Genomic DNA, 14930 nt, shown 5'->3' on the forward strand with positions numbered 1-14930 from the left:
AGGGCTTTTCCAACAAGCGCTGGCAGCTATTGAAAAAATAGTGAGAAACAAAAAAGCGCTGCCCACGGGCAGCGCTTCTGTGCTGGGCAAAGAAGTTGGTCAGAATGCTGGCACCACGGCGCCCTTGTACTTGTCCTGGATGAACTTCTTGACCTCGGGCTGGTGCAAGGCCTTCATCAGCTTGGCGATGTTGGGGTCGTTGGCACGGTCGGCGCGGGCGGCCACGATGTTGGTGTAGGGCGAGTCCGCGCCCTCGATGAACAGCGCGTCCTTGGTCGGGTTCAGCTTCGCCTCGATGGCGTAGTTGGTGTTAATCAGGGCCAGGTCCACGTCGGCCAGGGCGCGCGGCAGCAGCGGGGCCTCCAGCTCCTTGAACTTGAGCTTCTTGGGGTTCTTCACCACGTCCAGAGGGGTGGGCGTCAGGCTCTTGGGGTCCTTCAGCTCGATCAGGCCCTGCTTGGCCAGCAGGATCAGGGCGCGGCCGCCGTTGGACGGGTCGTTGGGGATGGCCACGGTGGCGCCGTCCTTGAGATCCTTCACGTTCTTGATCTTGCTGGAGTAGGCGCCGAAGGGCTCCACGTGCACCTTGCCGCCCGGCACCATGACCAGGCTGGTCTTGCGGTCCTTGTTGAAGCTGTCCAGGTAGGGCTGGTGCTGGAAGAAGTTGGCGTCCAGCTGCTTGTCCTCCACGGCCATGTTGGGCTGCACGTAGTCGCTGAACTCCTTGACCTGCAGGTCCACGCCCTCGGCCTTGAGCCGGGGCTTGACGAAGTTCAGGATCTCGGCGTGCGGCACGGCCGTGGCGGCCACCTTGAGCACGTCGGCGGCCTGCGCGGAAAAGGCCAGTGCGGCGATCGCCAGGGCGGAGAGGGTTTGCTTGAGCATCGGATGCAACCTTGGGTGGGTCAACAAAAAGCGCCCAGAACCGGGTCGGTGTGGGCGCGGCGTGCGGCGTAGTTTACGGGTTTACACCCCGGGGCATGACTTAATTAAATTCATATCGATATAACGATGGGGTTTCTTATTTCACTGGCAACGCGATGCGTACTTGATACAGACCATCGCGCACGCCGGCATGGAAGTCGCAGTCCACGTCGTGCAGCAGGCGCAGGCGGTCGCGCACGTTGGCCAGGGCGATGCCGTGGCCGCGCGCGCGCGGCTCGGCGCCCGTGTTCCCGGGCGGCAGGGTGTTGGTGATGGTCAGCACCACGCGGCTGCCGCGCCGCTCGGCCGTGATGCGCAGCTTGGCCGGGCCGGGCGTGGGCTCCACGCCGTGCTTGACGGCGTTCTCCACGAGCGGCTGCAGCAGCAGCGGCGGCAGGCGCGCGGCGCTGGCGCGCGGGTCGATCAGCCATTGCACGCGCAGGCGCTCGCCGAAGCGCACCTGCTCTATGTCGAGGTAGCGCCGCGCCAGGGCGATCTCGTCCTCCAGCGTGGCCGACTCGCCCTGCTCCACCAGGGCGTGGCGGAACAGGTCGCTCAGGTCCTCCAGCAGCGCCTCGGCCTTGGCGGGCTCCTCGCGCACCAGGGCGATGGCGCTGTTGAGCGTGTTGAACAAAAAATGCGGGCGTATACGCGACTGCAGCTCGGTCAGGCGCGCCGTGGTGGCCGCCGGCGTGCGCGCGCGTGCACGCAGCAGCAGGGCCGTGACCAGCAGCGCCGACAGCAGCGCCCCGCTGGCGGCGCAGGCCAGCCAGGGCGGGCTGTCGGCCGTGGTGCCGGCCAGCGCCAGCATGGCGCAGGCGTACAGGCCGGCCAGCATGCCCAGCAGCACGCCAGCCGCGTATTGCAGGGGCTCGCGCAGGCGCTGCAGTCCCTTCTTGAGGCTGCAGGCCGTGACCAGCCAGGCGAGGGTGGCCGGCAGGGCGCCGCCCGTGAGCAGCGCCAGCCGCGCCAGCCATTCGCCGGGGCCGGCGGCGCCGAACATGGCGCCCACGCCCAGCACCGCTTCCACGAACAGCACGGCGCGCAGGACCACGCCCACCTGGCAGGCGTCGAACACCAGCGCGCGCCCCACGGCGCGGCCGCGCGGCGCGGGCCCGGGCAGGGGGGCGGGGTGGGTCGATAAAATTTGCGTTTCCTGCATCGCGGCATCCGGGCGTTCCGGCTGTCGTAACCCCCCGGATTATTGCCCCCATGCCCCATACCCCCGCATCGCAACCTTCCAACGACCAGCTCGCCACCAAGGCACAGGCCTGGTCGGCGCTGTTCTCCGAGCCCATGAGCGACCTGGTCAAGCGCTACACGTCGAGCGTGTTCTTCGACAAGCGCCTGTGGCAGGCCGACATCGCGGGCAGCCTGGCCCATGCCGACATGCTGGCCGCGCAGGGCATCATCTCGGGCGACGACCTGGCCGCCATCGAGCGCGGCATGGCCCAGATCACGCAGGAGATCGAGGCCGGCCAGTTCGACTGGAAGCTCGACCTGGAGGACGTGCACCTGAACATCGAGGCGCGCCTGACCCAGCTCGTGGGCGACGCCGGCAAGCGCCTGCACACAGGCCGCAGCCGCAACGACCAGGTGGCCACCGACGTGCGCCTGTGGCTGCGCGGCGAGATCGACCTGATCGACGGCCTGCTGCGAGAGTTGCAACTGGCGCTGGTCGAGGTGGCCGAGAAGAACGTGGAGGTGATCCTGCCCGGTTTCACCCACCTGCAGGTGGCCCAGCCCGTGAGCTTCGCGCACCACCTGCTGGCCTACGTGGAGATGTTTGCGCGCGACGCCGAGCGCATGCGCGACGCGCGCCGCCGCGTGAACGTGCTGCCGCTGGGCAGCGCGGCGCTGGCCGGCACCACCTATCCGCTTGACCGCGAGCGCGTGGCCAGGACGCTCGGCATGGAAGGCGTGTGCCAGAACAGCCTGGACGGCGTGAGCGACCGCGACTTCGCGATCGAGTTCACGGCGGCCGCCAGCCTGTGCATGGTGCACGTGAGCCGCCTGTCGGAGGAACTCATCATCTGGATGAGCCAGAACTTCGGCTTCATCCGCATCGCCGACCGCTTCACCACCGGCTCGTCGATCATGCCGCAGAAGAAGAACCCCGACGTGCCCGAGCTCGCGCGCGGCAAGACCGGCCGCGTGGTGGGCCACCTCATGGGCCTGATCACCTTGATGAAGGGCCAGCCCCTGGCCTACAACAAGGACAACCAGGAGGACAAGGAGCCGCTGTTCGACACCGTGGACACCCTGAAGGACACGCTGCGCATCTTCGCCGAGATGATCGGCGGCCAGGCCAACCCCGCCACGGGCGCGAAGGAGGGCGGCATCACCGTCAACGCCGAGGCCATGCGCGCCGCCGCGCAGAAGGGTTACGCCACGGCCACCGACCTGGCCGACTACCTCGTCAAGAAGGGCCTGCCGTTCCGCGACGCGCACGAGACCGTAGCCCACGCCGTGAAGGCCGCCACCACGCACGGCGTGGACCTGTCGGAGCTGCCGCTGGCCGTGCTGCAGGGCTTCCACCCCGCGATCGGGAAGGACGTGTTCGACGCGCTGAGCCTGCAGGGCTCGCTCTGCGCGCGGGGCACGCTGGGCGGCACGGCGCCCGCGCAGGTGCGCGCGCAGCTGGCGCGCCACCGCGCGCGGCTGGCCGCTTGAATAATGAGGAAGCCATCATGACACTGTCCCGCCGCCACCTGCTGGCCAGCGCCCTTGCCGCTGGCGCATTGCCGCTGCTGCCCGCCCGGGCCGATGCGCCCAAGACCCTGCGCGTGCTGGTGGGCTTTCCGCCGGGCGGCGGCTCGGACGCCATCGCGCGGCTGCTGGCCGACAAGCTCAAGGACACGCTGGGCGTGCCCGTGGTGGTGGAGAACCGCCCCGGCGCGGGCGGGCAGATCGCCGCGCAGGCGCTCAAGGGCGCGCCGGCCGACGGCAGCACCTTGTTCCTCACGCACGACCACACCATCTCCATCCTGCCCCAGGTGGTGAAGAACCCCGGCTTCGACCCCGCGCGCGACTTCGTGGCCGCGGGCGGCTTCGCCACCTTCGTCAACTGCCTGGCCGTCTCGCCCGGCACGCCGGCCGCGAGCTTCGCGGAGTACGTGGACTGGGTCAGGCGCCAGCAGGGCGGCAAGAGCGCCGTGGGCATCCCCGCGCCGGCTTCCACGCCCGAGTTCCTGGTCCGGCTGCTGGGCCAGCGCTACCAGCTGGACCTGGTGGCCGCGCCGTACCGCGGCAGCGCGCCCATGATCGGCGACATGCTGGGCAACCAGATCGCGGCCGGCATCGGCTCGGTGCAGGACTTCATCGAGAACCACCGCGCCGGCAAGCTGCGCGTGCTGGCCGTGCTGGGCGGCAGGCGCCAGGCGGCGCTGCCCCAGGTCCCCACCTTCGCCGAGCTGGGCCTGCCCGGATTCGAGGACACGCCGTACTACGGCTTCTATGCCCCGGCGGGCACGCCCGAGGCCGTGCTCGCGCGCTTTGCCGAGGCGCTGTCCCGCGTCGTGGCGCAGTCCCAGGTGCGCGAGCAGCTCACCGCCATGGGCCTCACGGTGGGGTTCATGACGCCCGCGCAGCTGGCCGCGCGCGAGCGGGCCTATACGGCGGCGTGGCAGCGCATCATCCAGGACAGCGGCTTCAAGCCGCAGTGACAGACCCTGCGGGCATGCGGGTCGGCCGGCCGATGGGCTACGCTTGGCGCATGCGGCACGCGCCGGCTGCTGAGAGCCATGGGGCGCGGCCATCCACCATTTCCGTGACACGCATGACCAGCACGCATTCCATGCGCAGGGCGGCCGCCGCCCTGCTTCTTCTGGCCGCAGGAGCGGCGCAGGCCCTCGTGGTGACCAGCCTGTCGCCCCAGGGCGAGGTGGCGCGCGTGCGCCAGGTGGTGGCCAAGTTCGACGCCCCGGCCGTGCGCCTGGGCGACCCGCAGGCGCCGGCGCCGCTCACGGTGGCCTGCAGCGATGCCGACGCCGCCAAGGGCCAGGCCCGTTGGACCGGCGAGCGCGAATGGGTGTACGACTTCGCGCAGGATCTGCCGCCCGGCGTGCGCTGCACGGTCAGCGTGAAACCTGGGTTCAAATCGGCCTCTGGCGCCCAACTGGCGGGCGCTGTAAGCTATCAATTCAATACCGGCGGCCCGTTCGTGCAGAGCGTGCGGCCCGGCACCTGGCAGGAGATCGACGAGGAGCAGTTCTTCGTGCTGCAGCTCAACGGCCCTGCCACGCAGGCCAGCCTGCTCGAACACACGTGGTGCGTGGCCGACGGCGTGGGCGAGCGCGTGCCCGTGCGTTTGGTCGAAGGCGCGCAGCGCGCCGCGCTGCTGCAGTCCCTGCACCTGGACAAGGCGGCGGCCAAAGAGCCGCTGCGCTATGCCACGCTGACCTGCGGGCGCCGGCTGAGCGCGGGCAGCCAGATGCAGCTGGTGTACGGCCGGGGCGTGGCCACGCCCAGCGGCGTGGCCAACGCGCAGGAGCGGCGCTTCGCCTACAAGGTGCGCCAGCCCTTCAGCGCCGAGTTCGGCTGCGAGCGCGAGAACGCCCGCTCGGACTGTCTGCCCGTGCGGCCCATGCACCTCGCCTTCAACGCGCCCGTGGCGCGCAAGCTGGCGCAGGGCATACGCCTGAAGGGGGGCGGCCAGACGCTCGCGCCGGAGATCGACGGGTCGCAGGAGGGCGATGCGCTGGTCAACGGCGTGCGCTTTGCCGCGCCGCTCGCGGCGCAGACGCAGTTCACGCTGGAGCTGCCCTCGGGCTTCAAGGACGCATCGGGCCGCCCCCTGGCCAACGCGCAGAGCTTTCCGCTCAAGGTGGCGACCGGCGCCATGCCGCCGCTGGCCAAGTTCGCCGCGGCGCCGTTCGGCGTGGTGGAGCGCTTCGCCGAAGGGCCCGACGGCCCGGCGCTGCTGCCCGTCACGCTGCGCAGGGTGGAGGCAGGCCTGGACGTGCAGGGCCTGCAGCCCGGCGCCGCCGTGCAGGGCGGCAAGGTGAGCACGCTGCGGCCCGACAGCGACGCCGACATCATCGCCTGGCTGCGCAAGGTGCAGCGCTACGACGAGGCCACCGTGGACCGCGCCCAGGCCCGCCGCGACGCGCGCGGCCCGCTGCCCGCGGCGTTCGACGAGCGGGACGGCGACCGGGTGCAGACGCGCATGCTCTCGCTGCTCCAGGGGCAGGCCGGCGTGAAGAAGCTCGACCTGCCCCGGCCCGCCAAGGACGACCCGCGCCCCTTCGAGGTCGTGGGCATCCCGCTGCCGCCCGGGTTCTCGGTGGTGGAGATCGCCTCGCCCCTGCTCGGCCAGTCATTGCTGGACGAGCGCCACGGCGCGTCGCGCACCATGTACGTGCGCACGAGCGTCCTAGTCACCAACCTGGGCGTGCATTTCAAGCTCGGGCGCGAGAACGCCGTGGCCTGGGTGACCACGCTGGACAAGGGCCGGCCCGTGGCCGGCGCGCAGGTGCGCGTGTCCGCCTGCGACGGCAGGCTGCTCTCCACGGTCACCACGGGCGGCGATGGCGTGGCCCGGTTCGAGGGCCTGGACAGCGATCCGCCGGCCTGCGGCGGCGGGGACGAATGGCGCAACGCCTACTTCGTGAGCGCGCGCGCGCAGGACGAGCTGGCCTTCACCTGGAGCGACTGGCAGCGCGGCATAGAGCCCTGGCGCTTCAACGTGCCCGTCAGCAGCGAGCCGCGCCCCGACGAGGTGGCCCACACCATCTTCGACCGCACGCTGCTGCGCGCGGGCGAGACCCTGTCCATGAAGCACCTGCTGCGCACGCAGACCGGCCGCGGCCTGGGGCTGCCCGACGCGCGCCCCGCCGAGCTGGCCATCACCCACGTTGGCAGCGGCCAGCAGTTCACGCAGCCTTTGAAATGGCGCAAGACGGCCACGGGGGGGCTTTCCGCCGAGAGCGAATTCGCCGTGCCGCCGGCCGCCAGGCTGGGCATGTACCAGGTGGAGCTGCGCGGGGGCGAGGGCGGGGACGGTGCGCGTTCCTTCTTGTCGGGGAGCTTCCGCGTGGAGGAATTCCGCCTGCCCGTGCTGGAGGGCCGCATAGCCCCCGTGGACGGCAAGCCCCTGGTGCGCGCGCGCAGCGTGCCCACCGACGTGCAGGTCGGCTACGTGTCGGGCGGCGGCGCGGCGCGCCTGCCGGTGCGCGTGTCGGCCATGGTGCGGGCCAAGTCGCTGCAGTTCTCCGACTTCGACGCCTTCAGCTTCCAGCCCCCGCGCAAGCGCGATGCCCGCGGCAGCAGCGACGACGAGGAGGAATCCGCGAGCCAGGACACGCGCGTAATCGCCGACAAGCTGCCGCTCACGCTCGACAAGGACGGCGCAGGCCGCATCGCCATCGACGACGTGCCCCAGGCGCCCAGGGCGCAGGAGCTGGTGCTGGAGGCCAGTTACTCCGACCCCAATGGCGAGGTGCAGACCCTGCGCGGCACGCACACGCTGTGGCCCGCGGCCGTGGTGGCCGGCATCAAGGCCGAGGGCTGGGTCTCCAGCGGCTCCCGCGTGCGCCTGCAGGCGCTGGCCCTGTCGCTGGACGGCAAGCCGCAGGAGGGCGTGCCGCTGGCCGTGCAGGCCATCGCGCGCACCACCACCACGAGCCGAAAACGCATGGTGGGCGGCTTCTACAGCTACGACAACAAGACCGAAACGAAGGACCTGGGCACCGTCTGCACCGGCAAGAGCGACGGCCGCGGCCTGCTGCTGTGCGACGCCAGGCTCGACGAGCCCGGCGAGGTGGAGCTGGTCGTGAGCGCGCGCGACAAGAATGGCAACGAGGCGCAGGCCGCGTCCTCTGTCTGGGTCACGCGCCGCGGCGAACTCTGGTTCGGCGGCGAGGACCACGACCGCATCGACCTGCTGCCCGAGAAGAAGAGCTACCAGCCCGGCGAGACGGCGCGCTTGCAGGTGCGCATGCCGTTCCGCCAGGCCACGGCCCTGGTCAGCGTGGAGCGCGAGGGCGTGATCAGCACGCGCGTGGTGCAGCTCAGCGGCCAGGACCCCACGGTGCAGATCAAGATCGAGGATGGCTGGGCGCCCAACGTCTACGTGAGCGTGCTGGCGCTGCGCGGGCGTCTGCGCGAGGTGCCCTGGTACAGCTTCTTCACCTGGGGCTTCAAGGCGCCGCGCGAATGGTGGAACGCCTTCTGGTACGAGGGCCGCGAGTATGTGGCGCCCACGGCCATGGTGGACCTGTCCAGGCCCGCCTACCGCCTGGGCCTGGCCGAGCTGCGCGTGGGCGAGCAGGCGCACCGCATCGCGGTGCAGGTCAAGGCCGACAAGGACAGCTACCCCGTGCGCGGCAAGGCCCAGGTCACCATCCAGGCCACGCTGCCGGACGGCAAGCCCGCCGCGGGCGCCGAGGTGGCGCTGGCCGCCGTGGACCAGGCGCTGCTGGAGCTGATGCCCAACACCAGCTGGAACCTGCTCGACGCCATGCTGCAGCGCCGTGCCTGGGGCGTCGCCACGTCCACCGCGCAGATGGAGATCGTCGGCCGGCGCCACTACGGCAGGAAGGCCGTGCCCGCGGGCGGCGGCGGCGGGCGCGCGCCCACGCGCGAACTGCTCGACACGCTGCTGCTGTGGCAGCCCGCGGTCAGGCTCGACGCGCAGGGGCAGGCCAGGGTGACGGTGCCGCTCAACGACGCGCTCACCACTTTCAGGATCGTCGCCGTGGCCGACGCGGGCACGGGCCTGTTCGGCACCGGCAGCGCCAGCATCCGCGCCACGCAGGACCTGCAGATCATCAGCGGCCTGCCGCCGCTCGTGCGCGAGGGCGACCAGTTCCGCGCCCAGGTCACGCTGCGCAACACCACGGCCCGGACCATGACGGTGGAGGTGGCGCCGCGCGCCACGCTGCTCGCGCTCGACAGGCAGACCGTGGACATCCCCGCGGGCCAGGCCCGCGAGCTGGCCTGGAACGTCACCGCGCCCGCGCAGCCCGGGCAGACGCGCGCGCAGGCCCTGCTGTGGGAGATAGAGGCGCGCGACACGCTCGGCGGCGCGCGCGACGCGCTCAAGGCCCGCCAGCGGCTGATCCCGGCCGTGCCGCTCGGCGTGCAGCAGGCCACGCTGGTGCAGGTCGATGGCAGCTATCGCGTGGACGTGGCGCCGCCCGCGGGCGCGCTGCCCGGGCGCGGCGGCCTGAAGCTGGCGCTGCAGCCCGGTCTGGCCGACGGCCTGCCCGGCGTGCGCGACTGGTGGGCGCGCTACCCCTACGCCTGCCTGGAGCAGCAGGCCAGCAAGGCCATCGGCATGGGCGACGCCAGGCAGTGGCAGTCCATCGTCGCCAGGCTCCCCACCTACCTGGACGCCGACGGCCTGGCGTACTACTTCCCGCCCCAGGCCGGCAGTGCCGACCGCGGCAGCGACACGCTCACTGCCTACCTGCTCGCGGCCGCGCACGAGGCGGCGCGCCTGTCGCCCGAATTCGCGCTGCCGCCCGAGGCGCGCGAGCCGCTGGAGCGCGGCCTCATCGCCTTCGTCGAAGGGCGCATAGAGCGCAGCTTCTGGAGCCCGCGCAAGGACCTGGACCTGCGCAAGCTCGCCGCCATCGAGGCGCTGTCGCGCTACGGCAAGGCCCAGGCGCGCTGGCTCACCAGCCTGAACATCGCGCCCAACCAGTGGCCCACGCACGCGGTGATCGACTGGCTCAACATCCTGCGGCGCATGCCCGACCTGCCCCAGCGCGCGCAGCGCCTGCAGGAGGCCACGCAGATCCTGCGCGCCCGCCTGTCCTACCAGGGCAGCAGGCTCGCCTTCAGCACCGAGCAGGACGACGCCTGGTGGTGGCTGATGCAGGGCGGCGACGTGAACGCCGCGCGCCTCATGCTGGCCGTGATGGACGACCCCGCCTGGCAGGGCGACATGGGCCGCCTGGCCAGCGGCTTCATCGCGCGCCAGCAGGGCGGCGCCTGGCGCACCACCACGGCCAACCTGTGGGGCGCGCTGGCGCTGGCGCAGTTCGGCGCCAGGTACGAGGCCACGCCCGTGGCCGGCACCACCCGCGCCGCCATGGGCGGCCGGCAGGCCAGCGTGGACTGGAGCAAGGTGGTGCGTGCCGGCACCGGCGACGAAGGCGGCGCCATGCACCAGACGACCTGGTTCGGCGCGCCGGCGGCCCCTGGCGGCTGGAAGAACGACACCATGTTCCTGCCCTGGGGCGCGGAGGGCGGCGGCGGGCAGCTCACGGTCACCCACCAGGGGCCGGGCAAGCCCTGGCTCACGCTGCAGTCCGTCGCCGCCGTGGCGCTGCAGGCGCCCATGAACGCCGGCTACGGCATCCGCCGCAGCGTCACGCCCATCGAGCAGGCCGACAAGAGCCTGCCCCCGGGCACCTACAGCCGCGGCGACGTGCTGCGCGTGACGCTGGAGGTCACGGGCGCGGCCGACATGGCCTGGGTGGCCATCACCGACCCGGTGCCCGCCGGCGCCACCATCCTGGGCGGCGGCCTGGGGCGCGACTCCGAGATCGCCACCCAGGGCGAGAAGCGCGAGGGCTGGGGCTGGCCCGCGTTCGAGGAGCGCGGCTTCGAGTCCTTCCGCGGCTACTACGAATACCTGCCCAAGGGCACGGTGAAGATGCAGTACACGCTGCGCCTGAACAATGCAGGCGAGTTCCAGCTTCCGCCGAGCCGCGTGGAGGCGCTCTACGCGCCCGAGATGTTCGGCGAGGCGCCCAACGCGCGGGTGAAGGTGGTGCAGCCCTGACAATCGCTCGACTTCCATGCCAACGTCCGAATCCATGAGCCTCATCCAGCGCCTGCCCGCGGGCCCCCTCGACATCGTCGGAGACATCCACGGCGAGATTGCGGCCCTGGAGCAGCTGCTCGCGCACCTGGGCTATGGCGGCGCGGGCAGGCACCCCGAGGGGCGCCGCCTGGTGTTCGTCGGCGACTTCTGCGACCGCGGCCCCGACAGCCCCGCGGTGCTGCGCCTGCTCATGCCCATGCTCGCCAGCGGGCAGGCCCTGGCGGTGCTGGGCAACCACGAGATCAACCTGCTGCGCGGGGACGCCAAGGACGGCTCGGGCTGGTACTTCGACAGCCGCCGCGCGTCCGACGAGGCCAAGTACGCCCCGTTCGCGCGCATGCCCATGGGCGAGGCGCCGGCCATCCTGGAGCAGCTGGGCCGGCTGCCGATCGCGCTGGAGCGCGAGGACCTGCGCGTGGTGCATGCCGCCTGGTGCGAGCCGCAGATCGCCGCGGCCCGCGGCCTGCCCGCCGGCACCGTACGCAGCGCCTACGACCACTACGAGGACGTGGCGGCCCGCCAGGCCCAGGCCAGCGACGTGGTCCGGCGCATGCAGGACGAGCGCCAGCTCTGGCCCCACAGCCTGGAGGACCATGGCCATCCCCCGCCGTTCCTGCCCGCGCACAGCGAGCGCGAGCTGGGCAAGTCCATGGTCAACCCGCTGAAGGTGCTGACCGCCGGGGTGGAGCGCGAATGCCGCACCCCGTTCTACGCGGGCGGCAAATGGCGCTTCGTGCAGCGCGTGGCCTGGTGGAGCGAATACGCCGACGCCCAGGCCGTCGTCGTGGGCCACTACTGGCGCCGCCTGCTGGAGGGCGACGCGGCGGCCCATGGACCGCAGGCGGAAAACCTGTTCGGCCACACCTCGCCGCTGTCCTGGCACGGCCTGCGCGGCAATGTGTTTTGCGTGGACTACTCGGTGGGCGCGCGCTGGGTGGCACGCCGCAATGGCGAGGAGCCGGGGCGCCGCTTCAAGCTGGCCGCCCTGCGCTGGCCCGAGCGCACGCTGGTGTTCGACGACGGCGTACAGGCGCCAACGCAGGGTTTTGGCACGCCCGCCGATGCGCAGGCTTAGCCCTCTCTGGAGGCTGCCGGCCACGCACCCGGCGCAGGACATGCAGCAGGCGACGGGCTGCAGCAGCGGCAGGCCGCTGCCGTGAACACCGCACGGCACCCGAAGCGCATCAGCGGGCGGCGGTCGGGTCCGGCACCGACGCCACCGCGTCGCGCAGCACCTCCAGCTTGCGGCTGCCCGCGTCGGCTTGGCGCGCCATCAGCGCTACCTGCACGGACGGAGCGTCGCGCCCCAGCCGCAGGATGCGCACCGGCAGCGGCTGCGTCATGTGCGCGTCCGGCTGCTGCACGATCGACACGCCCAGGCCCGCGCTGACCATCGCCACCACGGCTTGCACCGACTGCAGGTCCATCGCCGGGCGTGCGCCCGGGACATGCTTGCGCATCCAGCGCGCTGTCAGCCGGCCCGCGTTGGTCTCGGGGTCGAAGCGGATCCAGTCGTGCGTCCGGAACAGCGCCGGGATCCGCGATTCGCTGGTGCCCGGTGGTGCGAGCAGCACCAGCTCCTTGCGCAGCAGCGGGTACCACACGAGCCCGCGCGAGGCGCCGGTGGCCGGCTGCACGAGGATCGCGGCGTCGACCCGGCCGGCCTTGACCGACTCCAGCAGTTCCACGCTGCGCCCGCGCACCGGCCGCACCTGCAGCGCCGGGTGGTGGGCGCGAAGCCACGCGACCACCCCGGGCAGCAGCGCCGACTGCATGGTCTCGATGACGCCCAGGCGCATCAGCCCGTCGACCTGCGCGCCGTGCCGGCGGCGCAGCGCCTCGACCCGCTGCATGGGCTCGCGCATCACCTCGACGATCTCGCGCGCGAGCGGCGTCGGCCGCACCGTGAGTCCGGCGCGGTCGAACAGCGGTCGGCCGAAATGGGCCTCCAGCTGCTTCATCTGCATGCTCACCGCGCTGGGCGTCACGTTCATCAGGCGCGCGGCGCCCGCCAGGCTGCCGCTGCGCAGCACCGCTTCCAGGGTGTCGAAAAACGAGAACTTCATCAGTTTTCCTTCACTGCTAGTTGCCGAAATATAGCTTTTGTGAAGTGACCCGGGTCACTAGAATTTTTTTCGACGCGCACCAACCGGCCCGAGGCAAGCCTGCACGACGTCGCGATATACCAAGGAGACACCATGAAGCATCCCACCCGCAGAACGTTCAACACCGCCCTTGCGGGCGCGCTCGCTGGCGCGGCCGGCCTGCCGGCGTTCGCTGCTGACGATGCGGCGAACTATCCGTCGCGCCCGATCACCATCGTGGTCGGCTTCGCGCCCGGTGGCCCGACCGACATCGTCGCGCGGGTGGTGGCGACCAAGCTGTCGCAGGCCTGGGGCCAGCCCGTGGTCGTCGACAACAAGCCGGGCGCGGGCTCCAACATCGGGACCGAGCAGGTAGTGCGCGCCGCGCCCGACGGCTACACGCTGCTGGTGGAGACGATCGCCAACGCGACCAACATGTCTGTCTACAAGAACCTCAAGTACGACACGAAGCGCGACCTGGTGCCGATCGTCCAGTTCATGGCCGCGCCCAGCGTGCTGGTGGTCAACCCCAAGCTGCCGGCGAAGAACCTCAAGGAGTTGATCGCGCTGGCGAAGGCGGAACCGGGCAAGCTCAATTACGCGTCCACCGGTGTCGGCGGCTCGCCGCATCTGGCCGGAGAGATGCTGAAGATGCGCGCTGGCATCGACATCGTGCACATCCCGTACAAGGGCGCGGGCCCGGCACTCAACGACCTGTTGGCAGGGAACGTGTCGATGGGCTTCATGACAGCGCTGGGACTGGTGCCATATCTGGAAAGCGGGCGCCTGCGCGCGATCGCGATCGCCAGCCCGAAGCGCAGTCCGGAAATGCCGGACGTGCCGACGATGGAGGACGCCGGCCTGCCCAGATTCTGGGTGCTGTCGTGGAACGGCCTGGCCGCGCCGGCGAAGACGCCCAAGGCGATCGTCGAGAAGCTGAACAGGGAAGTCAACCGCATCCTCGCGCTGCCCGACGTGAAGAAGCAACTGCAGTCGCTCGGTGGCGATCCGGTCGGCGGCACGCCGGAGGAGTTTGCTTCGTTCGTCAACTCGGAGATCCAGACCTGGAGCGCGGTGGTGCAGTCCGCCGGCTTCGCGCTGGAGTGAGCCGCCCATGCCGCCCATCGAACCGCACCGCTGCGCGCTGATCACGACCGGCGGCACGATCGTCTCGCGCATCGACCCGGCCACCGGCCTGGCGATGCCGGTGCTGTCAGGCGACGAGTTGCTGAGCACGCTGCGTGGCCACGGCGACCCGGGCGAGGTAGAGGTGCACGACTTCTGCCGCGTCGCGTCGCCGCACATCGGTCCCCGGGAGTGGGTGGGACTGTCGGCGCTCGCGCAGTCGATTGCCGCGCGCGAGGACGTCGCCGGCATCGTCGTCACGCACGGCACCAGCACGCTGGAGGACACGGCGTGGTTCCTCGATCTCGTGCTGCGCACCGAAAAACCGGTCGTCGTGACCGGCGCGCAGCGCAACGCGTCGGCGCCGGACTTCGATGGCCCGCGCAACCTGCTCACGGCATTGAAGATTTGCCGCGCTCCGGCGGCGCGCGGACTGGGCGTGCTGGTCGCGCTCAACGAGCACGTCAACGCGGCGCGCGAGGCGACCAAGACCCACACCGTCGACGTGGAGACTTTCCAGTCGGGCGAGTGGGGCTACCTCGGCTCGGTGGTGAACGATAGGGTCACGTTCCATCGCGCGCCGGCTCGCCGGCTGCACATCCCGCTCACGGCCTCCGCGCTGCCGCCCGTCGAGATCGTCTCGATGTATCCCGGCGCGAGCGGCGCGCTGATCACGGCCGCCGCCGATGCGGGCGCCCGCGGCATCGTCGTGCAGGCCGTCGCCTCCGGCCATGTCAACGAGGCGATGGCCGGTGCGATCGGCGCCGTGCTGGCGCGCGGCGTCGCCGTCGCCGTCTCCACGCGCATTCCCCGTGGCGGCACGCGCGCGGGCTACGGTTTCCCCGGCTCGTCGCAGCGGCTGGCCGAGGCTGGTGCCGTGCTTGCCGGCGACCTCTCGCCCTGGAAAGCGCGCATCGTGCTGATGCTGGCGCTGCAGCGCGGGCCGGTGCCCGCTCCCGAGCTGGCGAGGCTGTTCGATCAATGACCCCGGCGCGGCGACGCGCCTTTCCTTCAGGACTGCA

The 14930-nt window shown here is 71.4% G+C and carries 9 protein-coding genes; 6 read left to right on the forward strand and 3 right to left on the reverse strand.

Annotated elements, in window-relative coordinates:
* Positions 1 to 99 precede the first annotated feature (99 nt).
* Both ALIDE2_RS06095 and ALIDE2_RS06100 read right to left on the reverse strand, forming a co-directional pair.
* Positions 100 to 885, reverse strand: coding sequence for a MetQ/NlpA family ABC transporter substrate-binding protein (locus ALIDE2_RS06095; RefSeq protein ID WP_013520028.1), 786 nt, complete (start codon positions 883 to 885; stop codon positions 100 to 102).
* A gap of 136 nt (positions 886 to 1021) precedes the next feature.
* A complete protein-coding gene (locus tag ALIDE2_RS06100) occupies positions 1022 to 2086 on the reverse strand; it encodes a sensor histidine kinase (RefSeq protein ID WP_013520027.1) in 1065 nt (354 codons plus the stop codon).
* 50 nt (positions 2087 to 2136) lie between these two features.
* Here ALIDE2_RS06100 and argH point away from each other — a divergent pair, with 50 nt between their 5' ends.
* The 4 genes from argH to ALIDE2_RS06120 all read left to right on the forward strand — a co-directional run bounded on the left by argH (position 2137) and on the right by ALIDE2_RS06120 (position 11774).
* Positions 2137 to 3597: an argininosuccinate lyase gene (argH, locus tag ALIDE2_RS06105; protein WP_013520026.1), complete on the forward strand. Its 1461-nt coding sequence runs from the start codon at positions 2137 to 2139 to the stop codon at positions 3595 to 3597.
* 17 nt (positions 3598 to 3614) lie between these two features.
* The gene (locus tag ALIDE2_RS06110) at positions 3615 to 4589 is read left to right on the forward strand and encodes a Bug family tripartite tricarboxylate transporter substrate binding protein (protein ID WP_013520025.1); all 975 of its coding nucleotides are present in this window, start codon (positions 3615 to 3617) and stop codon (positions 4587 to 4589) included.
* Between the two features lie 131 nt (positions 4590 to 4720).
* Positions 4721 to 10657 (forward strand): alpha-2-macroglobulin family protein, encoded by a 5937-nt coding sequence (locus tag ALIDE2_RS06115; RefSeq protein WP_013721637.1) that lies wholly within the window; start codon positions 4721 to 4723, stop codon positions 10655 to 10657.
* 34 nt (positions 10658 to 10691) lie between these two features.
* A complete protein-coding gene (locus ALIDE2_RS06120) occupies positions 10692 to 11774 on the forward strand; it encodes a metallophosphoesterase (RefSeq protein ID WP_013520023.1) in 1083 nt (360 codons plus the stop codon).
* Between the two features lie 109 nt (positions 11775 to 11883).
* Here ALIDE2_RS06120 and ALIDE2_RS06125 read toward each other — a convergent pair whose 3' ends face one another.
* Entirely contained in the window at positions 11884 to 12765 is an 882-nt protein-coding gene (locus tag ALIDE2_RS06125) for a LysR family transcriptional regulator (RefSeq protein ID WP_013721638.1), read from the reverse strand.
* Between the two features lie 132 nt (positions 12766 to 12897).
* On the opposite strand from ALIDE2_RS06125, the gene ALIDE2_RS06130 reads away from it, so the two are divergent.
* Positions 12898 to 13890, forward strand: a complete 993-nt coding sequence (locus ALIDE2_RS06130) for a tripartite tricarboxylate transporter substrate binding protein (RefSeq protein WP_013520021.1) — start codon at positions 12898 to 12900, stop codon at positions 13888 to 13890.
* A gap of 7 nt (positions 13891 to 13897) precedes the next feature.
* Positions 13898 to 14893, forward strand: a complete 996-nt coding sequence (locus ALIDE2_RS06135; RefSeq protein WP_013721639.1) for an asparaginase — start codon at positions 13898 to 13900, stop codon at positions 14891 to 14893.
* The last annotated feature ends 37 nt before the right edge of the window (positions 14894 to 14930 follow it).

The sequence above is a fragment of the Alicycliphilus denitrificans K601 genome, from assembly GCF_000204645.1.
GTDB classification, from domain to species: domain Bacteria; phylum Pseudomonadota; class Gammaproteobacteria; order Burkholderiales; family Burkholderiaceae_C; genus Alicycliphilus; species Alicycliphilus denitrificans.

Coding starts and splice junctions, on each gene's coding strand:
- ALIDE2_RS06095 (WP_013520028.1), bottom strand. CDS start 885: ATGCTCAAGCAAACCCTCTCCGCCCTGGCGATCGCCGCACTGGCCTTT.
- ALIDE2_RS06100 (WP_013520027.1), bottom strand. CDS start 2,086: ATGCAGGAAACGCAAATTTTATCGACCCACCCCGCCCCCCTGCCCGGG.
- argH (WP_013520026.1), top strand. CDS start 2,137: ATGCCCCATACCCCCGCATCGCAACCTTCCAACGACCAGCTCGCCACC.
- ALIDE2_RS06110 (WP_013520025.1), top strand. CDS start 3,615: ATGACACTGTCCCGCCGCCACCTGCTGGCCAGCGCCCTTGCCGCTGGC.
- ALIDE2_RS06115 (WP_013721637.1), top strand. CDS start 4,721: ATGCGCAGGGCGGCCGCCGCCCTGCTTCTTCTGGCCGCAGGAGCGGCG.
- ALIDE2_RS06120 (WP_013520023.1), top strand. CDS start 10,692: ATGAGCCTCATCCAGCGCCTGCCCGCGGGCCCCCTCGACATCGTCGGA.
- ALIDE2_RS06125 (WP_013721638.1), bottom strand. CDS start 12,765: ATGAAGTTCTCGTTTTTCGACACCCTGGAAGCGGTGCTGCGCAGCGGC.
- ALIDE2_RS06130 (WP_013520021.1), top strand. CDS start 12,898: ATGAAGCATCCCACCCGCAGAACGTTCAACACCGCCCTTGCGGGCGCG.
- ALIDE2_RS06135 (WP_013721639.1), top strand. CDS start 13,898: ATGCCGCCCATCGAACCGCACCGCTGCGCGCTGATCACGACCGGCGGC.